General features: G+C 65.3%; 20 protein-coding genes. 16 read left to right on the forward strand and 4 right to left on the reverse strand.

Translation table 11 applies throughout. The features are described 5' to 3' along the window. Positions 1–227: 227 nt before the first annotated feature. The 3 genes from EJB06_RS03090 (at position 228) to EJB06_RS03100 (ending at position 2,251) form a co-directional block, all read left to right on the forward strand. Complete coding sequence (locus EJB06_RS03090) at positions 228–815, forward strand: DUF3304 domain-containing protein (protein ID WP_164557802.1); 588 nt, start codon at positions 228–230, stop codon at positions 813–815. A 183-nt stretch (positions 816–998) separates the two neighbouring features. Next, entirely contained in the window at positions 999–1,481 is a 483-nt protein-coding gene (locus EJB06_RS03095; protein ID WP_126072555.1) for a hypothetical protein, read from the forward strand. Next, positions 1,478–2,251 (forward strand): SDR family oxidoreductase, encoded by a 774-nt coding sequence (locus tag EJB06_RS03100; RefSeq protein WP_126072556.1) that lies wholly within the window; start codon positions 1,478–1,480, stop codon positions 2,249–2,251. Before EJB06_RS03095 ends, EJB06_RS03100 begins: the two co-directional genes overlap by 4 nt. 33 nt (positions 2,252–2,284) lie before the next feature. Here EJB06_RS03100 and EJB06_RS03105 read toward each other — a convergent pair whose 3' ends face one another. Continuing rightward, positions 2,285–2,809, reverse strand: coding sequence for a DUF2314 domain-containing protein (locus EJB06_RS03105; RefSeq protein WP_126072557.1), 525 nt, complete (start codon positions 2,807–2,809; stop codon positions 2,285–2,287). 396 nt (positions 2,810–3,205) lie between these two features. Between EJB06_RS03105 and EJB06_RS03110 the strand changes: the two genes are divergently transcribed. After that, positions 3,206–5,857, forward strand: coding sequence for a TonB-dependent receptor (locus tag EJB06_RS03110; RefSeq protein ID WP_126072558.1), 2,652 nt, complete (start codon positions 3,206–3,208; stop codon positions 5,855–5,857). 145 nt (positions 5,858–6,002) lie between these two features. Continuing rightward, complete coding sequence (locus tag EJB06_RS03115) at positions 6,003–7,523, forward strand: tryptophan halogenase family protein (protein WP_126072559.1); 1,521 nt, start codon at positions 6,003–6,005, stop codon at positions 7,521–7,523. 56 nt (positions 7,524–7,579) lie between these two features. Here the strand turns inward: EJB06_RS03115 and EJB06_RS03120 are convergent, their stop codons facing one another. After that, positions 7,580–8,125: an outer membrane beta-barrel protein gene (locus EJB06_RS03120; protein WP_126072560.1), complete on the reverse strand. Its 546-nt coding sequence runs from the start codon at positions 8,123–8,125 to the stop codon at positions 7,580–7,582. 163 nt (positions 8,126–8,288) lie between these two features. After that, positions 8,289–8,981, reverse strand: a complete 693-nt coding sequence (locus tag EJB06_RS03125; RefSeq protein ID WP_126072561.1) for a DUF6445 family protein — start codon at positions 8,979–8,981, stop codon at positions 8,289–8,291. Positions 8,982–9,138: 157 nt separating this feature from the next. Between EJB06_RS03125 and EJB06_RS03130 the strand changes: the two genes are divergently transcribed. The 5 genes from EJB06_RS03130 (at position 9,139) to EJB06_RS32390 (ending at position 13,955) form a co-directional block, all read left to right on the forward strand. Next, on the forward strand, positions 9,139–10,371 hold the full coding sequence (locus tag EJB06_RS03130; RefSeq protein WP_229426902.1) for an ABC transporter substrate-binding protein: 1,233 nt from the start codon (positions 9,139–9,141) through the stop codon (positions 10,369–10,371). Positions 10,372–10,454: 83 nt separating this feature from the next. Beyond that, the gene (locus EJB06_RS03135) at positions 10,455–11,468 is read left to right on the forward strand and encodes a LacI family DNA-binding transcriptional regulator (RefSeq protein WP_126072562.1); all 1,014 of its coding nucleotides are present in this window, start codon (positions 10,455–10,457) and stop codon (positions 11,466–11,468) included. A 175-nt stretch (positions 11,469–11,643) separates the two neighbouring features. Further along, complete coding sequence (locus EJB06_RS03140; RefSeq protein ID WP_126072563.1) at positions 11,644–13,029, forward strand: GH1 family beta-glucosidase; 1,386 nt, start codon at positions 11,644–11,646, stop codon at positions 13,027–13,029. A 114-nt stretch (positions 13,030–13,143) separates the two neighbouring features. After that, positions 13,144–13,725, forward strand: a complete 582-nt coding sequence (locus EJB06_RS03145) for a hemerythrin domain-containing protein (protein ID WP_229426903.1) — start codon at positions 13,144–13,146, stop codon at positions 13,723–13,725. 41 nt (positions 13,726–13,766) lie between these two features. Next, positions 13,767–13,955 carry a hypothetical protein gene (locus tag EJB06_RS32390; protein ID WP_229426904.1) on the forward strand — a complete coding sequence of 63 codons (189 nt, stop codon included), beginning with the start codon at positions 13,767–13,769 and terminating at the stop codon, positions 13,953–13,955. Between the two features lie 291 nt (positions 13,956–14,246). Here the strand turns inward: EJB06_RS32390 and EJB06_RS03155 are convergent, their stop codons facing one another. Further along, positions 14,247–15,965, reverse strand: coding sequence for a methyl-accepting chemotaxis protein (locus EJB06_RS03155; RefSeq protein WP_126072565.1), 1,719 nt, complete (start codon positions 15,963–15,965; stop codon positions 14,247–14,249). Positions 15,966–16,238: 273 nt separating this feature from the next. Between EJB06_RS03155 and modA the strand changes: the two genes are divergently transcribed. The 6 genes from modA to EJB06_RS03185 all read left to right on the forward strand — a co-directional run bounded on the left by modA (position 16,239) and on the right by EJB06_RS03185 (position 22,467). Continuing rightward, entirely contained in the window at positions 16,239–16,982 is a 744-nt protein-coding gene (gene modA, locus EJB06_RS03160) for a molybdate ABC transporter substrate-binding protein (RefSeq protein ID WP_126072566.1), read from the forward strand. Positions 16,983–16,988: 6 nt separating this feature from the next. Continuing rightward, the gene (gene modB / locus EJB06_RS03165; protein ID WP_126072567.1) at positions 16,989–17,663 is read left to right on the forward strand and encodes a molybdate ABC transporter permease subunit; all 675 of its coding nucleotides are present in this window, start codon (positions 16,989–16,991) and stop codon (positions 17,661–17,663) included. After that, positions 17,660–18,763 (forward strand): molybdenum ABC transporter ATP-binding protein, encoded by a 1,104-nt coding sequence (gene modC, locus EJB06_RS03170; protein WP_267876888.1) that lies wholly within the window; start codon positions 17,660–17,662, stop codon positions 18,761–18,763. The genes modB and modC overlap by 4 nt, the downstream gene beginning before the upstream one ends. Next, the gene (locus tag EJB06_RS03175; RefSeq protein ID WP_126072569.1) at positions 18,760–19,158 is read left to right on the forward strand and encodes a winged helix-turn-helix domain-containing protein; all 399 of its coding nucleotides are present in this window, start codon (positions 18,760–18,762) and stop codon (positions 19,156–19,158) included. The genes modC and EJB06_RS03175 overlap by 4 nt, the downstream gene beginning before the upstream one ends. A gap of 394 nt (positions 19,159–19,552) precedes the next feature. After that, entirely contained in the window at positions 19,553–21,529 is a 1,977-nt protein-coding gene (locus EJB06_RS03180; RefSeq protein ID WP_126072570.1) for a helicase-related protein, read from the forward strand. A 104-nt stretch (positions 21,530–21,633) separates the two neighbouring features. After that, entirely contained in the window at positions 21,634–22,467 is an 834-nt protein-coding gene (locus tag EJB06_RS03185; protein ID WP_126072571.1) for a PEP-CTERM/exosortase system-associated acyltransferase, read from the forward strand. Positions 22,468–22,471: the final 4 nt, after the last annotated feature.

The following is a 22,471-nucleotide window of genomic DNA, read 5'->3' on the forward strand; positions in this document are numbered from 1 at the left end:
GCTCGCGGCGCGTCAACTTCTTCTTGCTGGCAAACGAATGTATTTACGATGTTTCTATGGAAAAGAAATTGATAATGCATTTTCTGGGGTATAACGAAGACATAATGCAAAGTGGTTGGTTTGTGAGCAGGCTGAAACAAGTGTATAAGTAGACTAAAAATGAAAAAAATATTGTTCCCGTTATTTTTCTTGTTTTCTTGAGTGGCTGCAAGGAAAGAGATTCTAGAATGGAGCAAGAAGAACTTGCGAAAACTTTTACCACAACGTCGTATAACTATACCCCCTACGAGCTTGATCTTATTTCTTTTAAGGAATTTTCTCTTCCGTTTAATATCGATGACGCGCCATCGGGCGGATCGGTGCGAGTTGACACTGCCAGTGAGATGAAGCTGGATAATGGCGAAAAGATTCGCTACAGCTCAAGCAATTGCTGTTTCATGTGGAGTAGTCCGATCGACAAGCCACTACGCATACGCGTAGTCTGGAAAGTAATTCACAATGCGAGTTACCACGATGGGGAGGCTGGCGCGGAATATGACATGCGATCTTCCCGGAAGAGCGCCCCCGGAAGCCGGTGGTGCCAAGCCGTCGTTGATGTTGCCCCTTATACAGGCCCTGATCGGCCAAAAATGCTATTTCTTCACTTTCTACCCGATGGTTCTGTTCAAGCACAATTAGGTACATTCCTTTCTGCGAAGCCGTTTAGCGCTGAGCAGGTGAAGTTGCATTCAACCCCCCTCGCCGTGGGGCAGATCTGCAGGCAAGAAATTGAAAATCCGTTTTACGGCCTACCCCGTACACCTCATAGGGAATGAAAATGAGTAAGCCGACGATACGAAGGCTTAGCGACATCACTCCCCATGAGAAGGCTGCTCGCGCATTTATCGTGATGAATTGGGGCGAGCTCCGCGCCCACCATCCTGAGCGCATGCGACAATCCTCGTCGGCGCCGTGTTTTTCCTTCACAATAACGATTTTCCTCTCTGCTGGAGCATGACATGCTGAACAAGATCGTTTCCCGCCGCACGCTGCTGGCCGGCGCCGCCCTGTGGCTGCTGGGAACATCCGCGACGATGGCCCAGAGCGACAAGGTGCTCGATGTCTACATCTTCAACTATTCCGACCGTACCTTGCTTGACGTCTCCGTCAACGGCGTGCGCATGGGTAGTCCCGGGCCGTTTCCCTACAGTGGACGCCGCAACAAGGTCGGCATGCGCTTCAACGATGGTCCGCAGACCGTGACCTGGCGCGTGGCCGTGCCCGACGGCCAGGAACCGGGTCCGGTCGTGCGTTCGTCGAATACGCCCAGCATGGGCGAAATCCCGTCCGATGCGCGCAATCTGTCGATCCACATCTATCCCGATTCGGCCGTCGAATTCAATTTCTCGCGCCGGGTGCCGGTGTTGAGCAAGCGCGGCGAAAGCATCGACGCCGAATACCGCCGCCGCAAGGCGGCACAGCAACAGCAGTCCGAATCGTGAGCGATCCCCTCACGCTCGCCGTCGTCAGCGGCCACAGCCACGGCCTGGGCGAGGCCTTGGCCGCAGGACTGATGGAGCGCGGCATTCCCGTGCTGGGCCTGGCGCGCGGCACCGCGCCTTCGTTGGCGCAGCGCTTCGGGGTGCTGCTGCGCGAGCACCAGCTCGACCTGTCAGACAGTGCGGCGCTGTCTGCCTGGCTGGCCACGCCGGCCTTGCGCGACTTTCTGGGGGCCGGCGCGCAGGTGCTGCTGTTGAACAACGCCGGCACGGTCGAACCGGTCGGCGCGCTGCACCACCAGGATCCACTGAGTGTGGCGCGGGCGGTCGCGCTCAACGTCGCGGCGCCGTTGATGCTGGCCGCCGCCGTGGTGGCCGCGGCGCCGCAGGCCGAGCGGCGCATCGTGCACGTCTCGAGCGGCGCTGCCCGCAATGCCTACACGGGCTGGAGCGTGTACGGGGCCACCAAGGCCGCGCTCGACCATCATGCGCGCTCGGTGGCGCTCGATTATCCGCTGCCGCCGCCGGGGCGCGATGGCGCCGCCGGCGTACGCATCTGCAGCCTGGCGCCCGGTGTCATCGATACCGCCATGCAGGCGCAGATCCGCGCCACGCCGGAAAGCCGCTTTCCGCAGCGCGCACGCTTCGTCGACTTGCAGCGCAGCGGGGCGCTCGCCTCGCCGCAGCAGTGCGCTGCCGGCGTGATCGACTATGTGCTGGGCCAACACTTCGGCCGCGAGCCGGTCGACGATGTGCGCACCACGTCGCGTTAGCCAGCGCATGCATCGCGCCACCGGTCAGTTGCGCTAACTGCTGTCGCCATCCACATACGCCCGTTCGCGCTGCAGCAGGCTGTCCGGCAACTGCAGGCCATCGCGGCGCGCCACGGCGAACAGGGCGCGTTCGGTGTAGCCGCCGTGCAGGCCGCCGGCCCTGTCGCGCACCTGCCAGTCGACCAGTTCGTCGAAGCGGCAGCGGTAGAGCCGGGCCAGACGCCCGCTGTGCGTCACCGGCGGCGTGACCAGCCGGATCCCCAGTTCGTCGGGACCGAGCACGTCCAGCACTTCCGCCCATACATATTCCACGCGCCCGGCACTGCTGACGAAGCGCAGCTTGACCAGCGCGTTCTCGTACTGTTCGCCCAGCAGCGCCCGAAAGCAATCCAGGCCGGCCCTGGCCCGCGCCTTCGCCTCCTGCATCAGCGGGTCGTCCGCGTGGGTCGCCATGGGCGGATAGTCGGGCACCGGATAGCGCCAGCGCATGTACAAACACATGCAGAGGAGGAGGGCGAGCAGGAAAACGAGCGCGAGCTCGATATCGATGTGGGGCATGGTTCACCTGTTGGCAAAGGGTCGATAGCGCTTGGAGTCGCGCCGTTCCAAATCGTTCCGCCTTGGGTGAAAATCGCAGCTCGCACGGACAAGATATTGCCAAGTGGAATGCGCCACAACGCTCAAGCTGTGGCGGCGTTACCGGCCGGCATGCATCCCCTTCCGCCTGCTGTTGTTGCATTTCTAACTCCCTACAAAGTCTCGTTGACATTGAAAAACATTGAGTGATATATTTTGCTCATCGATTGGGAGCGTTTCCAACTTGTCGGAAGTGCCGCAACAGCCGATGCGGACTGTGTTGTCCGGGTCTGCGCAGCAGGGAGCAGTGGAGTCAAGACGCGGTGCCGTCACGGGGCGCGTACTAAAAACGATAATCAGAAAAATCAAGGAGACGCAATGTTGTATCCGAAGACAAGAAGGACCCTGGTCAGCCTGGCCGTCGCCAGCGCGTGCGGGCTGATCGGCATGTCCGCCCATGCCCAGGCCCCCGCAGCGGCGCCAGGCAGCGAAAACGACAAGGAAGTCATTCCCGAGGTCAAGGTCACCGCGACCCGCTATTCGACCTCCCTGCTCAAGACCCCGCTGGCGGTCACCGCCTACAGCCAGGACAACCTGAACCGCATGGGCATCACCAGCGCCAAGGACCTGGCCAGCGAAATTCCCAACGTCACTTTCCAGGCCACCGGCGACTCGGCGGTGCAGATCACCATCCGCGGCATCACTTCCTCGAACACCACCGAAATCGGCGATCCGGCGGTCGGCTTCCACGTCGACGGCCTGTACTCGCCGCGCCCGCAGGGCGCCCAGGCGCTCATGTTCGACGTCGAGCAGGTCGAAGTTTTGCGCGGTCCGCAAGGGACCTTGTTCGGGCGCAATTCCACCGGCGGCAGCGTCAACGTCATTTCGTCCAAGCCCGATTTCAGCGGCAACTACGGCAAGGCCGAAGTCGACCTCGGCAATTACCGCAAGAAGCAGGTCAACCTGATCCAGAACATCGCCGTCAACGACAAGCTGGCGCTGCGCGCCGCCTTCACCAAGGTCACCCGCAACGGCTGGGCCAACCAGATGTCGGACACGCGCGAAGCGAACGTGCCGTCCAAGGGCTGGATTCCGGATGGCATTCCGGACATCGACCAGCGCTACAACCACCCGGTCAGCCGCAAGGATTTCTATACCAACCAGGACGAGTACGCGGCGCGCCTGGCCGCCAAGTTCAAGATCACGCCCGACCTGACCCTGAACGCCGCCTACGAGCTGTTCCAGGACAATGGCGCCGGCAACACCAGCTTCCGCGACTGCGAGCAGGGCGCCGGCACGCGCTACGCCTGTACCGGCGGCCAGTGGGACTTGCTGATCAACGTGCCCGGCAAGACCGACATGACGATCAAGTCGCTGCGCGCCGGCCTGAACTGGAACGTCAACAAGAACACCAGCCTCGACTACAGCTTCATGCTGGCCGACCAGCGCCGTTCCCAGCTGTACGACGCCGACAAGGGCCTGACCTCGGCGCTGCCGTTCCAGGTCACCGCCGACTACCCCAACCGTCCGGACGCGGCCAACTGGAGCACCTGGCCGCTGGACGACCGCTACCAGGCCACCTGGGATTCGAAATACAAGTCCTCGGTGCAGGAACTCCAGCTCAAGCAGCAGTTCGACACCCTGCAGTACGTGGCAGGCCTGTTCTGGATGCACGAAAAGAACGCGATCAACTACGAAGTCGTCGACTTCTTCCGCAAGCCGCACGGCATCGCGTCCGGCGCCTTCTACTCGCAGCCGGACCGCCAGGTCGACGCCAAGGCCGTGTTCGCGCAGGCCGACTGGAAGTTCGTCCCGAGCTGGACCGCCACCGCCGGTGCCCGCTACAGCGTCGACAGCAAGGAAGACAAGAACGGCCTGAACCTCGGCGGCTGGGCCGGCAATACCGCCTTCTACCGCGGCCAGTACGACGGCGGCATTCCCAACACGCCCGGCTACCGCTTCCCCCAGGCCAACGACCTGAAACCGGGCATGGGCGGCAGCGTCGACGCCTATTCCGGCTACCCGCGTCCGACCGCCAACGACCACAAGGAAGAATGGAAAAAAGTCACCTGGCGCCTCGGCCTGCAAAAGCAGGTCAGCGAGAACCAGATGGCCTACACGGCCCTGTCGACCGGCTACAAGGCCGGCGGCTTCGGCGACAAGGTGGACAGCTGCAACAACAAGCTCTGCGCCGACGGCAAGAAGGGCGTGGAAACCTTCCTTCCTTACAAGCCCGAGCTGGTGACCAACCTGGAACTGGGCTACAAGGGCAAGTTCCTGGAAAACCGCCTGAGCGTGTCGGCCGTCGCCTTCATGATGCGCTACAAGGACCAGCAGCTGACCAACACCTATTTCGTCTCCAAGGTCATGCCGGACGACGGCAAGCCCTGCGCCAGCGACCAGCCCAAGTGCGACGTGTACGAAACCTGGCGTACCATCAACGTCGGCAACACCCGCATCTCGGGCGTCGAGGTCGAGTGGGACTACAAGCCGTGGAAGGGCGCCAAGGTGGGCGGCGCCTTCTCCAACCTGAACACCTCGATCCGCGATTACGGCGCCTACAGCGACGACTACCTGTGCGACGAGCGTATCGAGTTCAACCAGGAGCGCTGCCCGGCCCAGTTCACCGGCCCCGGCACCGACAACGGCAAGCGCCTCTACGACGTCACCAACAACCGCCTGCCGAACGCGCCGAAGTACACCTTCATGCTGCACGCTTCGCAAGCCTTCGTGCTCGACAGCGGCTACAAGCTGACCCCTTACTTCAAGGTCAACTGGCGCGACAAGGTGTATTTCGACGTGCGTAACGACGAATTCGCGCATATCGGCCGCTTCCAGAAAGCCCACGCCGTCGGCGATGCTTCGTTCCGGGTCGACGCGCCGAACGGCAACTGGCACGCGGAACTGTATGTGCGCAACGTGTCGGACAAGCGCGTGAAAACATCGGGCAACAGCGGCCTCGGCGGGCAGATGATCGCCAGCTACATCGAACCGCGCATGTTCGGCATCCGCGCCGGCATCAATTACTAGGCGAGCAGGCAAGGAAAGATACAACCGTTTGGCGAGCCCCGCGTGCCGCAAGGCGCGCGGTGGACCGGTGTGGCTCTGTTCCCCCAGGCCACGCCGGTTTTTTTGCTTCCCGCTATGCATATGGAGTAAGACCGGAGAACACCAGATGACAGACCAACGCATCAAGCAGATCGTGATCGTCGGCGGCGGCACCGCCGGCTGGATGAGCGCCGCCGCGCTGTCGCAGCTGCTGCCCGTGGGCCACCAGTACCGCCTGATCGAGTCGGACCAGATCTCCACCATCGGGGTGGGCGAGGCCACCATCCCCAGCATCCGCAATTTCAACCTGCACCTGGGCATCGACGAGAACGATTTCATCCGCGCCACCCAGGGAACCTTCAAGCTCGGCATCGAATTCGTCGACTGGGGCCGGCAGGGCAGCAATTACATCCACGGCTTCGGTTCGGTCGGGCGCGACCAGCCGACCGCCAATTTCTTCCACTACTGGCTGAAAATGCACCAGGCCGGACAGGCGGACAGCCTGGAACCTTACGCGATCAACACCATGGCTGCGCGCTTGGGCAAGTTCAGCCGCGGGCGCCCGGACCTGCCCAACTCGCCGCTGTCGGACCTGTCGTACGCCTTCCATTTCGATGCCGGCCTGTACGCGCGCTACCTGCGCGGCTACAGCGAGGCGCGCGGCGTGCGCCGCACCGAAGGGCGCATCGTCGAGACAATGCTGCACCCGGACGGGTCGATCGCCGCGCTGCTGATGGAAAACGGCGAACGCATCGAGGGCGACTTCTTTCTCGATTGCTCAGGCATGGCCGGTTTGCTGATCGAGCAGGCCCTGCACACCGGTTATGAAGACTGGAGCGGCTGGCTGCCGTGCGACCGCGCCATTGCCGTGCCCTGCGAATCGCACGGGCCGCTGGCGCCGCTGACCCGCTCGACCGCGCGCAGCGCCGGCTGGCAGTGGCGCATTCCGCTGCAGCACCGCACCGGCAATGGCCACGTGTTTTCCAGCAAGTTCATGAGCGCCGACGAAGCCCAGGCCATCCTCATGAGCAATCTGGACGGCCAGCCGCTGGCCGAACCGCGCCTGCTCAAGTTCACCACGGGCAAGCGCAAGCGCGCCTGGAACAAGAACTGCGTGGCGATCGGCCTGTCGGGCGGCTTCATGGAGCCGCTGGAGTCGACCAGCATCCACATGGTCAAGACGGCGCTGATGCGCCTGATCAGCTTTTTCCCCGACCGCGGCTTCGACCAGGTCGACATCGACACCTTCAACCGCCTGTGCGACAAGGAATACGAGCAGATCCGCGACTTCCTGATCCTGCACTACAAGGTGAGCACGCGCGACGATTCGGCCTTCTGGCGCTATTGCCGCGACATGGACGTGCCGCTCACCCTCCAGCGCAAGCTCGACCTGTTTGCCAGCCACGGGCGCATCCTGCGCGAGAACGAGGAGCTGTTTCCCGAGGATAGCTGGCTGCAGGTGATGCACGGGCAGGGCCTGCGCGCGCGCGGCTACAATCCGGTGGTGGACCAGCGCGCGCCGGACGAGATCGCCGACTTCCTGCAGGGAACGCAGGCCGTGATCCGCAAGTGCGTCGATGCCATGCCCAGCCACGAGGACTTCATCAAGGCCAATTGCCAGGCGGCGCCGATGCGGCGCGCGGCCTGAGGACGGACATAAAAAAACCGGCAGGCCGCCGGTTTTTTTGGGGATGCTGGAACCGTTTAGAACGAGAAACGCATGCCGGTCGACAGCACGCGCACCTTGAGCGAAGCGCCGCCGGAAGGTTGGCCCATATTGCCGTAGTTTTCGAACTCGACGAACGCGCCGATGGTCTTGGTGATCGCATAGGTCGCGCCAACGCTGATCAGGGCATCCGTCTTCTTGTGCTTGACATCGCCGTCTGGCATGTTGAACTTGGAGCGGTTCTTGGCGATGCCCAGCTTGCCGGTCAGGGCAAACTTCTCGCCCAGCGGCAGGGTGGCGGTGCCGGCCACGTAGAACGAGCGGCCCTTGGCGCTCAGGCCGGCATTGACGGATTCGATTTCGCCCAGATCGGCGTAGCCGGCTTCGATACCGAAATTCTTGTCGAAATTGTGGCCGGTGAAGACCTTGACGGCAAGGTCATTGTCCTTGTAGGTGCCGAATTTGTTGATAGCTATTTTGTGCTCCGCGTAGCCGAGGCCCGCGCCGACGTAAGAACCCTCGGCATGCGCTGCCATTGGAACGGTAGCGGCTGCCAGCATGGCGATAGCGAGTGTGTTTTTCACGTGAAATCCTGTCAATGGTTTGTAAAAATATGTCGCCAAATGTCGCGATTTGGCAAGAGCAGCCGAAATTATATATCGGTCAACCTTGCGGGGTCGCTGGAAGTTGCATTTTGACAATCAAAATCCATTGAGATTTGCTACAAAACAACACGCCGGGCGGTACTCAGGCGCTCCGTTTGCGGAAGCGGAAAAACCCGTTCATGGTCAGGCGGCCCCGTGCCGGGTCGGGGTGGAGCAGGGCGGGCGCCGCGATCTGCGCCGCGTGAAAGATTTCACCATCGTAAAAGATGGCCCGGTTGAACCGCGCCGGAATGGCGCACAGCAGCTCGAAATCGGCGTTCGAGGCGCTCAGGTAGCCGTCCGCGTGGCCCGGCGAGACCCTCCCTGCGTGGGCGTCGCGCAGCACGCGCGCCGTGTGTTCCGGACCCTGCGTGGGGCGGTAAAAGCCGGTGCCGCCCAGGCGCGCGTCGTCGAACAGGTAGACCACGGCGGCCGCCGCTCCCACGCCGGGGGCCAGCTCGGCGCAGTCGCGGTGGCACAGGCGCTGCAGCGGATGCAGTTCGGCCGGCTGCAGCGTGGCCAGCGCCAGGCGCGCCGCCACGCTGACGGTGCGCTGCGCGCCCAGTGCGCGCCGCACATGCTGGATGAAAAATTCGTCGAGGCGCAGGGAAGTGTCGCGCCCCAGGTCCAGCTCCGGCCCCGGATAGTAGTTGGCCGGATCGACCGCAAACTGCGCCTGCGCCGCCACCGCCTGCGCCACCAGCGCGTGCGGGTCGCGCAAGAAGTCGTCCACCACTACGCAGGGGGCATGGCCGGGAATGGCGACGTAACGCATCTGCGGGCGAGGATTGAACACGGTAACTCCATGCAAAATGGGAATGAAAACGATATCACCGCGCCGCCATCTTGCGGCGCGTTGACATTGAAATTCTTTGAATGATATAGTCGGCCGAGCAAATTGGAAAGCCTTCCAATCCGAAGCGGGCGCAGATCCGCTCAACCAGGAGACCAAGTTGAAACAACGCATTCTGGCCGCCGCGCTGGCGCTGGCAAGTGCCGGCGCCGCCTTCGGCGCCACACCCAAACCCGAAGTCATTCACTGGTGGACCTCCAGCAGCGAGGCGGCCGCGGTGCGCACCATCGCCGACGCCTACCGCGCCGCCGGCGGCGTCTGGACCGACACCGCCATCGCCGGCGCCGACCAGGCGCGCGCGGTGGCGATCAACCGCATCGTCGGCGGCAATCCGCCGATGGCGGCCCAGTTCAACACCACCAAGCAGTTCACCGACCTGGTCGAGCAGGGCATGCTCAATAATGTCGACGATGTCGCCCTCAAGGAAGGCTGGGACAAATTCCTGCCCGAGCCGGTCCTGAACGTGATCCGGGTCAAGGGCCACTATTACGCGGTGCCGGTCAACATCCACATGCAGGCCTGGACCTGGTACTCGAAAGCGGCCTTCCAGAAGGCCGGCATCGCCAGGGAGCCGGCCAGCGTCGACGAACTGTTCGCCGCACTCGACAAGCTCAAGGCCGCCGGCATCATTGCGCTGGCCCACGGCGGCCAGCCGTGGCAGGAAAACATCCTGTTCCTGTCGATGCTGGCCCACATGGGCGGCACCGACCTGTACCTCAAGGTGCTGCGCGACCGCGACCCGGCGGCCATCAATTCCGAGGCCTTCCGGCGCGTGCTGGTCAATTTCAAGCGCCTGCAATCGTATGTGGACCCCGGCGCCCCGGGCCGCAACTGGAACGACGCCACCGCCCTGGTCATTGCCGGCAAGGCCGGGATGCAGGTCATGGGCGACTGGGCCAAGGGCGAATTTGCCGCCGCGCGCCAGAGCGCCGGCAAGGAGTACGGCTGCATCGCCGGCTTCGGCCCGCGCTCGCCCTACCTGATCCAGGGCGACGCCTTCGTCTTCCCCAAGACCGCCAACGCGCAGCAGGTCAAGTACCAGAAGCTGCTGGCCAGCGTGGTGGTGGCGCCGGGCACCCAGGTGTCCTTCAACAAGCTCAAAGGCTCGATCCCGATCCGGGGCGACGTCGACACCTCCAGCATGGACCCGTGCGCGCGCGCCGGCATGGCCATCATGAAGGACCGCACGCGCCACGTCGGCATCGGCGAGGTGTACCTGACGCCCGACCAGAACGGCGCCATGCAGGACGTGCTGACCTCCTTCTGGAACACCAAAATGGCGCCCGAGAAGGCGCAAAAGCTGATCGCCGCCGCGCTCAGGAACGAGCAGTGAGGCGGCCCGCGCTTGTGAGAGGGCGCCCGGATGCAGTATGCTGCTTTTTTTTGGTCCCCACTTTTTAAACGGAAGAAGCGCGCGTGGCAACTCTCAAAGACGTAGCAATGCGGGCCGGCGTCGGCCTCGGAACCGCCTCGCGTGTCGTCAGCGGCAAGGGCGCGGTCTCGCCCAAGACGCTGGCCCGGGTCCAGAAGGCGATCGAGGAGCTCGAATTCCATCCCTCCTACGCGGCGCGCTCGCTGATGCTGGGCAGCTCGCAGATGATCGGCGTGTACATACCTTACCTGAGCGGCACCTTCTACACGCCGATCCTCAAGCTGATTTATTCGGAACTGCGGGCGGCGGGGCTGAACATGGTGGTCGGCTTCGGCATCGGCAGCGACGACGAGCGCACCCAGGCCGTGCAGGGCATCGATTTCCTCAAGGAGCGCGGCTGCGACGGCGTGCTGGTGATGAGTAACGTGCTGCGCGACGAAGACATCGCCGCGCTCGGGCCGCGCAAGTCGCGCCTGGTGCTGCTCAACCACAGCGTGCCCGCGATCGCCAGCCAGAGTTTTACCATCGACCACCGCCTGGGCGGACGCCTGGCGGCCCAGGCCCTGCTGCGCGAAGGGCACCGCGACATCGCCGTCATCGCCGGTCCGCGCGGCGCGCCCGACAACGTCGAGCGCATCGACGGCTTCCTGGGCGAACTGGCGCAGGCCGGCATCGACACCGACGGCCTGTGGGTGGCCGAGAGCGACTTCGCACCCAGGGGCGGCTGGGAGACGGCGCGCGAGCTGGCCGAATCGGGCTATCCGTTCACGGCCGTGTTTTGCGCCAACGACGACATGGCGGTGGGCGCGCTGTCCTACTTCCAGCAAGCCGGCGTGGCGGTGCCGGAGCAGGTCTCGGTGCTGGGCTACGACGACACCAACAGCGCCGAGTACACGGCGCCGCGCCTGACCACGGTGCACATGCCGTGGACCGAGATGACCTTGAGCGGCCTGAACTGCCTGCTTAACCGCTGCTACGGCATGGAGCGGCCGGTGACCCACGATTATCCGGTCTCGATCGCGCTGCGCGCCTCGCTGGGCAAGGCCAGGCAGGAATGAACGGGCGGCCTGGCGCGTCTGTCGGCGCGCCAGGCCGCTGTGCTGCATGCGCAGCAACATTAACTCAAACGCATCAAATATTCTTCCTCCGCCCTTGCCGGCGCTTTTTTTTGTGTTAAAGTGGAAGCGATTCCAATTTTTCATCGAGCAACTTTAAACTGACCGATCCCTCCCTATGACCATCCAGAAAAACGCCCCGCACCAGCCCCTTGCACGCGCCAGTTTCGGCGACGACTTCCTGTGGGGCTGCTCGACCTCGGCCTTCCAGATCGAAGGCGCCGGCAGCACCGACGGGCGCGTGGCGTCGATCTGGGATACCTTCTGCGCCACCCCCGGCAAGATCCGCGACGGCAGCGACGGCCAGGTCGCCTGCGACCATTACCACCGCTGGCCGGAAGACCTCGACATCGGCCAGTCGCTCGGCCTGAACGCCTACCGCTTCTCGATCGCCTGGCCGCGCATCTTCAACGGCAGCGGCGGCGCGCCCAAGCAGGCGGGGCTCGACTTCTACGAACGCCTGGTGGACGGCATGCTCGAACGCGGCCTGCAGCCTTGGGCAACGCTGTATCACTGGGACTTGCCGCAAGCGCTGCAGGACCAGGGCGGCTGGGCCAGGCGCGCCACGGTGGACGCCTTTGTCGACTATGCCGACGTGGTCACGCGCCGCCTGGGCGACCGCGTGCGTCACTGGATCACCCACAACGAGCCGTGGTGCACCGCCATGCACGGCAACCTGGACGGCATGCACGCCCCCGGCCTGCGCGACACGCCGACCGCGCTGCAGGTGTGCCACCATGTGCTGCTCTCGCACGGCCTGGCCACGCCCGTGATCCGCGCCAACGTGCCGCACGCGCAGGTCGGCATCGCCCTCAGCCTGCACCCGATCCGCGCGGCGTCGGGCAGCGAGGAAGACCGCCAGGCGGTGGAGCGCCACGACGGCTTTCGCAACCGCTGGTTCCTCGATCCGCTGTATGGGCGCGGCTATCCGCAAGACACGCTGGCGCTGCTGGGAGCGGCCGCGCCGGCGGTGCTGGAAGGCGACATGCAGGCGATCGCCGCGCCGACCGATTTCGTCGGCCTGAACTACTACTTCCCGGAGGTGGTGCGCGACGTTCCCGCAAGCAGCCCGGCGGCCGGCTTCCTGCGTACCGAGGTGGCCTTGCCGCAGGACCGCGAGCGCACCGATTTCGGCTGGGAAGTCGCGCCCGACGGCCTGACCGAGCTGCTGCTGCGCATCGCCCGCGACTACCGCCCCGGCCCCGTCTACGTGACCGAGAACGGCTCCTCCTACGACGACCTGGTGCAGGCCGACGGCAGCATCGACGACGAGGCGCGCCGCCATTACCTGGTGCGCCACCTGGCCGCCGTGCGCGCCGCGCAGGAGCAGGGCGTGGACGTGAAAGGCTACTTCGCCTGGAGCCTGCTGGACAATTTCGAATGGTCGGAAGGCTATCTGCGCCGCTTCGGCATCGTCCATGTCGACTTCCAGACCCAGTTGCGCACCATCAAGAGCAGCGGGCGCTGGTACCGCGAGTTCCTGCACGGCCGCAACGAGCGCTAATGCATGCGAACTTGCCCGGGTTGTGCTGGCCGACATGCGAACGAGGCACGCTCCTACGCGCAGGGGCGCGCGATGTCTTTATCATGAAGGCATGACTTTTCAGGAGGAAGAATCATGTTTTCTTTGAATAAACTCAGTCCTTCGGTGACCGACATGATCCGCTTCGATCATTCGCACGTGCTGGTGACTTTCCACCAGTACACCACCGCCGCGCGCCCGAGCGTCAAGAAAGCCCTCGCCGAAACCCTATGCGATGCGCTGGAAATCCATGCGACACTGGAAGAGGAAGTATTTTATCCGGTCATGCGGCGCCTCGACGGGTCCGAACCGGCGATCCAGAAAAGCCAGCCGGAACACGACGAGATGCGGCGCCTGATCGGCGAGCTGCGCGCCACCGCTGCCACCGACCGCCGCCACGACCAGCTGCTGCACGAACTGATGCGCGACGTGATGCACCACGTGGCCGATGAAGAGACGGTGCTCCTGCCCCAGGCCGAGCGCATGCTCGACAAGGACCGCCTGAACGAACTGGGCGCGCAGATGAGCAAGCGCCGGCTCGAATTGCTCAAGCCGAAGGTCGGCAAGATCGCCGCGAATACGGCGGTGGGCTTTTCGGGCAGCACCGCCGCCATCGTGGTGGGGCTGGCCAGCGCGCTGATGGCGGCGCGCTTCGTATCGAAGAAAGTCGCGCCATAAGCGCGAAGCATTCTGCGGCGCCGCGCTGCTGCAAGGAAAGCATGACGCCACGCTGTACGCCACGCTGTACGCCATTTGCCGACGCTGCCGTGCAGCGCACCTTCGAGGCCTGGCCCGCGCCCGCGCGGGACAGGCTGCTGGCCATGCGCGAGCTGATGTTTGCCACTGCGGCGACGACGCCGGGCGTCGGGGCGCTGGAAGAAACCCGCAAATGGGGCGAGCCGGCTTAGCTGACCCGCCAGAGCAAGAGCGGCAGCACCATCCGCCTCGCCTGGAAAGCGGCGGCGCCCACGCGCTATGCCATCTATTTCAATTGCAAGACCACGCTGGTCGACACCTTCCGCAGCATGTTTCCGCACGACTTTGTGTGAAGGCAATCGGGCGCTGGTGCTGGAGCAATCGGCCGAGCCGCCGGCCGACGCGCTGGCCTTCTGCATTGCCAGCGCACTGACCTGTCACAGGCGCGGGCGCTGACGCCGGCAGCCTGTGTCAGCCGGCAAACCTGGCCGGAACGCGGCCGGTCAGAACTCTTCCCAGCCATCGTCGCCGGTGCTGGCGGGGGCGGGCTGCCTGGCCGGTGCCGGGCGGGCGGCGGGCAGGGCTTTGCGCGGCGCGGCCGGGGCCGGGGCCGCGCTCACAGCCGCGCGCGGCGCCGCCTTGCGTGCCGCCGCGGGCCGCGCCATGGCGGCGGCGCCATCGAGCTTGAACACGCTGACCACCTCGGCCAGTCGGACCGCCTGTTCCTCCATCGCCGCCGACGCCGCCGCAGCCTGCTCGACCAGCGCCGCGTTCTGCTGGGTTGTCTCGTCCATCTGGGTGATGGCCTGGTTCACCTGCTCGATGCCGGCGCGCTGCTCGTCGCTGGCGTTGGCGATCTCGCCGATGATGTCGTTGACGCGGCGCACGCTGCCGACCACCTCGCCCATGGTCACGCCGGCCTGGTCGACCAGGCGCGTGCCGAGGTCGACTTTTTCGACCGAATGATCGATCAGGGCCTTGATCTCCTTGGCCGCGCCGGCCGAACGCTGGGCCAGGTTGCGCACTTCGGACGCCACGACCGCGAAGCCGCGTCCCTGTTCGCCGGCACGGGCCGCTTCCACCGCCGCGTTCAGCGCCAGGATATTGGTCTGGAAAGCGATGCCGTCGATCACGCCGATGATGTCGACGATCTTCCTGGCCGACTCGTTGATCGCGCCCATGGTTTCCACCACCTGCGACACGGCCGCGCCGCCGCGCACCGCCACGTCGGACGCCTCGGTGGCCAGCTGGTTGGCCTGGCGCGCATTGTCGGCGTTCTGCTTGACGGTCGCGGTCAGCTCTTCCATGGACGAGGCGGTTTCTTCCAGCGAACCGGCTTGCTGTTCGGTGCGCGACGACAGGTCGAAGTTGCCGGAGGAAATTTCGGCCGAGGCGGTCGCGATGGTATCGGTGCCGGTGCGCACTTCGCCGACGATGCGCGCCAGCGAGGCGTTCATGGTCTTGAGCGCGGCCAGCAATTCGCCGATTTCATCGGTCGAGTCCGACTCGACCCGGGCGCTCAGGTCGCCCTCGGCCACCTGTTTGGCGAACTGCACGGCACGGCCCAGCGGCACGGTAATGTTGCGCGCGAGCCAGAGCGCGATGATGCCGGCCAGCACTGCCGCCAGCACGCCCCCGCCGATCAGCACGCTTGCCGTCTGGATGTCGAGGGCCTTGGCGTCGCGCGCGCGCTGGGCCAGCAGCGTTTCTTCCGCATGATCGATCTCGGCGATCAGGGCGCGCATGGCATCCATGCCCTTCTTGCCCTTGCCTTCCTTTTCGGCCGCGACCACGGCCGCCATGTCGCCGTCGGCCGCCGCCTTGCGCTGCGCGATGGTGGGATCGATCGCGGCGGCCAGCCAGGCTTCCTGCTCGCGCTGCAGGCGCTGCAGGCGTTCCTGCTGGACCGGATTGTCCGAGGTCAGCGAGCTTGCCTTCGCCACATGCTGGAGGAAGGATGCCTTGCCGGCATGGTAGGGTTCGAGCGAGGCCGGGTTGCCGGTCAGCAGGTAGCCGCGCTGCCCCGTTTCGATGTTGATCAACTGCTCCAGCGCGGCGTTGACTTCGGCCGTCACCTGGTAGGTGTGCACATTGATATCGTTGGCCGCGCCGAGCTTCTTGAAGTTCGCGTATGCCACCGCGACCAGCACCACCAGCACCGCCACCACGGCGCCAAAACCCAGGTACAGGCGCGTTCCGATCTTCATATTGGACAGGGTCATCAGGGTTTCCTTGTGAGAGTGAAACATGGTGTTCGGCGCGGCATCGTGTCACGTTTCCGCGAGCCATCGTCGGAACCATTATGCGTTTGGCGCTGCCGCTATGTGACGAAAATTCGTCGCTTGGTCGCATATTCGCCACAGGCGGACGACAGGGGGAAATTGAACGGCAATACACTACCGGTGCGCATTTGCGATGGACTACGGGTCGTCGTATATAATCGGATATAGCGCCACCGACGGCGCCCACCGATTGACATGGACCGGAGTAGCAGCATGATTCGCTTTGCCAGCTTGTGGCTTGCCCTTTTGGCGGCCGGGATTGCCCGCGCCGACGAGGTGCACGTGGCCGTGGCCGCCAATTTCAGCGCGCCGATGAAAGAGATCGCGGCCCGTTTCGAACGCGAGAGCGGCCACAAGGTGCTCGCCACCGTCGGCGCCACCGGCAGGTTCTACGCCCAGATCAGGAACGGCGCGCCGTTCGAGGTGCTGCTCGCGGCCGATGACGAGACCCCGGCCCGGCTGGAAAAGGAGGGCAGCGCCGCGCCCGGCACGCGCTTCACCTACGCCATCGGCAAGCTGGTCTTGTGGAGCCCGCAGGCCGGCCTGGTGGACGAGCGCGGCGACGTGCTGAGCCAGGGCAAGTTCGCGCACCTGGCCATCGCCAATCCCAAGCTGGCTCCCTACGGCGCGGCGGCGCTCGAAACCCTGGACAAGCTCGGCCTGCGCGAACGGCTGGCATCCAGGCTGGTGCAGGGCGACAGCATCGGCCAGGCCCATCAATTCGTCGTCTCGGGAGCTGCGCCGCTCGGCTTCGTGGCCCTGTCGCAAGTGACCAGCGGCGGCCAGCTGCAATCGGGTTCGGCCTGGGTGGTACCGGCCACCCTGTACGCGCCGCTGCGGCAGGACGCCGTGCTGCTGGCGGCGGGCAAGGACAAGCCGGCTGCGCTCGCCTTCCTGCGCTATCTCCAGGGCGAGCCGGCGCGCCTGCTGATCCGCGCCTACGGCTACGCGCTGTAGCGCCGCATGCTGGGCGCGGACGACTGGGGCGCCATCTGGCTGACCCTGAAACTGGCCAGCATCGTCACCGTGCTGCTGCTCCTGCTCGGCACGCCGGTGGCGTGGTGGCTGTCGCAGACCCGCTCGCGCGCCAAAAGCGTGGTCGGCGCCGTGGTGGCGCTGCCGCTGGTGCTGCCGCCGTCCGTGCTCGGCTTTTACCTGCTGGTTGCGATGGGGCCGAACGGCCCGCTCGGGCAGCTGACCGAGGCGCTCGGCGTGGGGCTGCTGCCGTTCACCTTCAGCGGGCTGGTGATCGGCTCGCTGCTGTATTCGATGCCCTTCGTCATCCAGCCGCTGCAGAATGCCTTCGAGGCGATCGGCCCGCGGCCGCTTGAAGTGGCCGCGACCCTGCGCGCCGGTCCGCTCGACACCTTCTTCTCGGTGGTACTGCCGCTGGCGCGGCCCGGCTTCATCACCGCCGCCACGCTCGGCTTCGCCCATACGGTTGGCGAATTCGGCGTCGTGATGATGATTGGCGGGAATATCCCGGAGCAGACGCGGGTGGTGTCGGTGCAGATTTACGGGCATGTCGAAGCGCTCGAATATGCCCAGGCGCACTGGCTGTCCGGCGGCATGCTGGCGATCAGCTTTGTCGCCTTGCTGCTGCTGTACCGCTTCAATCCGGCGCGGAGGGCGCTGTGAAGGACGCCGGCGTCATCCGCCTGCGTTTCGACATCCGGCGCAGCGGCTTCGCCATGCAGGTGCGGCTCGACCTGCCGGGGCGCGGCGTGAGTGCGCTGTTCGGGCATTCCGGCTCCGGCAAGACCACCTTGCTGCGCGCCATTGCCGGGCTGGAACGTCATGCCGGCGGCTATCTCGAAGTCAACGGCGAGCTGTGGCAGGATGACGCGGCCGGCGTGTTCCTGCCCACGCACCGGCGCGCGCTCGGCTATGTGTTCCAGGAAGCGAGCCTGTTCGCGCACCTGACGGTCCAGGGCAACCTCGACTTTGCGCGCAAGCGCGCGCGCGCCGCCGATGGCGCCGCCGTGATGGCGCACGCGGTGGCGCTGCTCGGCATCGGCCATCTGCTCGAGCGGCGTCCCGGCGGCCTGTCCGGCGGCGAGCGGCAGCGGGTGGCGATCGCGCGCGCCATGCTGGGTGCGCCGCGCCTGCTGCTGCTGGACGAACCGCTGGCCTCGCTCGACGGGCGGCGCAAGGACGACGTGCTGCCCTACCTGGAGCGGGTGCAGGCCGAGCTGGCCATCCCCATGCTGTACGTCAGTCATTCCACGCAAGAAGTCGCGCGCCTGGCCGATCACATCGTGCTGCTCGACGGCGGGCGCGTCGTCGCCAGCGGGCCGGCCGCCGACACCCTGGTCTTGCCGGAAGTCACGCGCGCCATGCTCGACGAGGCCGGGGCGCTGGTCGACGGCGTGGTCGACAGTGTCGACGCCGCGTACGGACTGTTGTGCCTGAGCGCGGCGGGCGGCACCATGTACATCGCGCATGCGGCGCTGGCGCCGGGCACGCGGCTGCGGCTGCGCGTGCTGGCGCGCGACGTCAGCGTGGCGCTGGTCGCGCAGGAGGGCAGCTCGATCCTGAACCAGCTGCGCGCGACGGTGGTGGCGATCGAGGCGGGCAGCGAAGCGGCGCACCTCATGCTGCGGCTCGACGCCGGCGGCACGGCGCTGCTGGCGCGCATCACGCGGCGCTCCTGCGACCAGCTGGGGCTGGCGGTCGGGATGCCGGTGTGGGCCCAGGTCAAGGCGGCGGCCTTGCTGTCGGGAGGCTCTGGCGGATGAAGAAAGCGAAGCGGGCAGGGCGGGTCGACCTCAAGCTGCGCCTGTTACACGGCGACGACATCGCCATGGGACCGGGCAAGGCCGATTTGCTGGATGCGATCGAAGGTGCGGGATCGATCAGTGCGGCGGCGCGTGCGATGGGGATGTCGTACCGGCGCGCGTGGCTGCTGGTGGAAGTGATGAACAACAGCTTCGCCGAGCCCTTGGTGCGCAGCGCGGCCGGCGGCAGCCAGGGCGGCGGCGCCAGCGTGACCGCGATGGGCAAGGAGGTGCTGACGCGCTACCGCGCCATGCAAGCGGCCGCGACCGCCGCCACCGCCAGCCACGCCGCCGCCCTCCAAAAACTCCTACGCCCCGCCGACGACTCCCACAACCGGGGTCAGAGCTTTAATTAGCAATGTTCCGCGTTACAGCGCCGATCGCGAATGAATCCGTGCAAAATCGTGGGAATCGCGCGCGTTTGCACGCAAAAATGAGGCGATATTGCTATGCCCCGCCGACGACTCCCACAACCGGGGTCAGAGCTTTAATTAGCAATGTTCCGCGTTATAGCGCCGGTCGCGAATGAATCTGTGCAAGATCGTCGGAATCGCGCGCGTTTGCACGCAAAAATGAGGCGATATTGCGCTTGGTCCCGGTTGCACAAGGAAAAAGTTTCAATTAAAAGCTCTGACCCCGGTTGGGGGGGGGCTGGAGGTCTGGCCCTGGTTAGGAAATGTTTTGGGCCACGCAGGCGGCACAGACGCGATATAGTTGACGCTTCACCGCATAGATAATTGAATCGCATTAATGACAGCATCGATCACTCAGCTTTCCCCCGCCTCCAGTCGCGATGACCTCGACGACGACGCCCTCGTCGCCGAACTCGGTGTCGATCCCCAGGCCGTGCGCCTCGTTAAGCTGGAGGGCCGGGTCTTCCTGCAATTTTCCGGCGAGGTCGACGAAGGCGGCCTGAATGTGCCGTATCACCTGGTCCCTGCCCAGGGCGTGCTGGCGCGCGCCAGCAAATGGCGCAAGATGGACCAGGATGCCAAACGCACCCTGCTGCGCGAACGCGTGACGGAACGCAGCATCGACGAGCTGCACCAGAGCGTGCGCGTGTTCGTGCGCGATATCTCCGGCGAGTGCGAGGACCACAACCTCGATGCCGCCACCTTCCTCGGCCCGCTGTTCGAGATGGAAACCTCGGAGCCGGCCAGTTATCTGTTCGAACGCATCGAACAGCGCGTGGCCCACGCGGTCGAGCGCGCCCAGGAGGAGCGCCACGCCGAGCGCACCCGCGCCAGCATCAACCTGGCCGAGTATCCGGATTCGTTCGAGGTGGCGCGCCGCATGCCGCGCAAGTTCATCGCCTTGCTCGGCCCGACCAATTCGGGCAAGACCCACCGCGCGATGGAGGCCCTGGCCAAGGCCGGGAGCGGGGTCTACCTGGCGCCGCTGCGCCTGCTGGCGCTGGAAAACTTCGAGCGCCTGCAAGCGGCGCGGCCGCACGGCAAGCCCCTGGCGGTGAGCCTGGTCACCGGCGAGGAACGCCGCATGGCCGAGGACGGCACCCACGTGGCCAGCACGGTCGAGATGCTCGACTCCCGCACGCCGGTCGAGGTGGCCGTCATCGACGAGATCCAGATGCTGGCCGACCGCGACCGCGGCGCCGCCTGGACCGCGGCCGTGTGCGGTGCGCCAGCCTCGGTGGTGTACCTGGTCGGGGCGCCCGAAGCGCGGCGCGCGGTCGAGGCCCTGGCGGCGCGCCTCGGATGCCCGCTCGAAGTGCACGTGCTCAAGCGCATGGCGCCGCTGTCGATGGACCCCGGCCCGGTGCGCAAGTTGCGCAACCTCAAGCGCGGCGACGCGGTGATCTGCTTTTCGCGGCGCGAGGTGCTGATGTGGCGTGACATGATCACCGAGATCGGTTTGTCGGTGGCGACCGTGTACGGCAACCTGGCGCCCGAGGTGCGGCGCGCGCAGGCCGAGCGCTTCCGCGATGGCTCGGCCGACATCGTGGTCGGCACCGATGCGCTGGCGATGGGCCTGAACATGCCGATCGAGCGCATCGTGATGACCACCACGGTCAAGTACAACGGGGTCGAGGAGGAAGAAATTTCGGCCTCGCTGGCGCGCCAGATCGCCGGGCGCGCCGGGCGTTACGGGGTGCACGAGGAAGGCAAGGTGGCCGGCTACGACGACCAGACGCACGAGGTGATGCGCGCCTTGCTCAAGGAAAAGCTGGCGCCGCTCAACGCCACCGGCTTTCCGGTCGCGCCCTCGCTCGAGCATGTGCACCGGATCGCCTCCGTGACCGGCGAAACCTCGCTGGTGCGCCTGCTCAAGCGCTTCGTCCACAATATCGATGTGCCGGACGGCTTTTTTTACCCGCGCATTACCGATGAGCAGTCCGAGCGCGCGGAGTGGCTCGATACCTTGCCCTTGTCGGTGGCCGATAAATTCATGCTGTCGCTGGTGCCGGTCTCGACCAAGGTGCCGTCCCTGCACCGGGCCTGGGAAATGTGGGCGCAGTCGCTGGCCAAAAAGAAGGTCTGCCAGTTGCATGAGGAAAGCGGCAAGCTGGCCTGGCAAAACCTGCAGGAGGTGGAAGACAGTTGCCGCCTGTATTCGGCCTACGCCTGGCTGGCCTACCGCGCGCCCGCCTTCTTTCCGAGCGTGGCGCTGGCCCAGGAACTGGCGCGCAGCGCCTCGGAGCGGGTCGATTCGATCCTGCAGTCGCAAAACGCGGCGGCGCGCCAGCGCCACCCGAAAAAGTTCCGATAACAACAGTTGTCATTTTTTCTTGCACTTTTCTTATTGAAATAGGGTATTGTTGCGCTCTTGGCACTTTTTCTGATCGGAAACCTTTCCTAAAGGTTAGGTTTTGGATGCGCAACGACACCATGCTGTTTTTCTTTCAACGTTTGATCGGCAAACGCGATCTGCTGTTGCCGTATTTCGATCTCGATACCATCGTGCCGGGCGCGGACAGGGCCGCGCTGCTGACCCGGATCGGGCGCCTGCGTTACGAGGTGTATTGCGTGGAACGGGCGTTCCTCGACGCCTCCGCCTATCCGGACGGCATCGAAGCGGACGCCTACGACGCCGGCGCGGCCCATGTGGCGGCGTGCGCGCTCGATGGCGACCTGGTCGGCACCGTACGCCTGGTGCGCCCGGGGGAAGGCCAGCCGTTTCCCTTCGAACTGCAGTGCCCGGTGTTCGACAGCGTGGTGCTGCCGCCGCGCGCCGAAGCGGCCGAGGTGTCGCGCCTGATCGTCAAGAAAACCTTCCGCCGCCGGCGCGGCGATTCGATGGAGGGCGTCTCGTCCGATTTCGTCAGGAACCGCGAGGGCACGGGCCGGCGCCGCGTGGCGCGCGCGCATGAGCATCGCGGAAACAGTCCCTTGCTGCTGTTGGGCATGTATCGCGCGCTGTACCGCTACAGCGTGGCCAATGGCGTGCGCTACTGGTACGCGGCGATGGAGCGCTCGCTGGCGCGTTCGCTCGACCGCATGGGGTTTCCGCTGGTGGCGATCGGCCCGCCGGGCGAGTACTACGGGCCGGTGACCTTGCACATGGTCGACCTGCGCGACCTGGAACGCCGCGTCGAAGCCGGCAATCCTTTCCTGGCGGCCTGGTTCAAGGGCGAGCCGATCCCGTTCTGGCTGGTCGTCAAGACGCTGGCGGCCAGCCTGCGGCGCGGCGGCGCGCCGCGCCTCTGATGGC

Origin of the sequence: Massilia atriviolacea, from assembly GCF_003953935.1 — a bacterium.
Lineage (GTDB): Bacteria > Pseudomonadota > Gammaproteobacteria > Burkholderiales > Burkholderiaceae_D > Telluria_A > Telluria_A atriviolacea.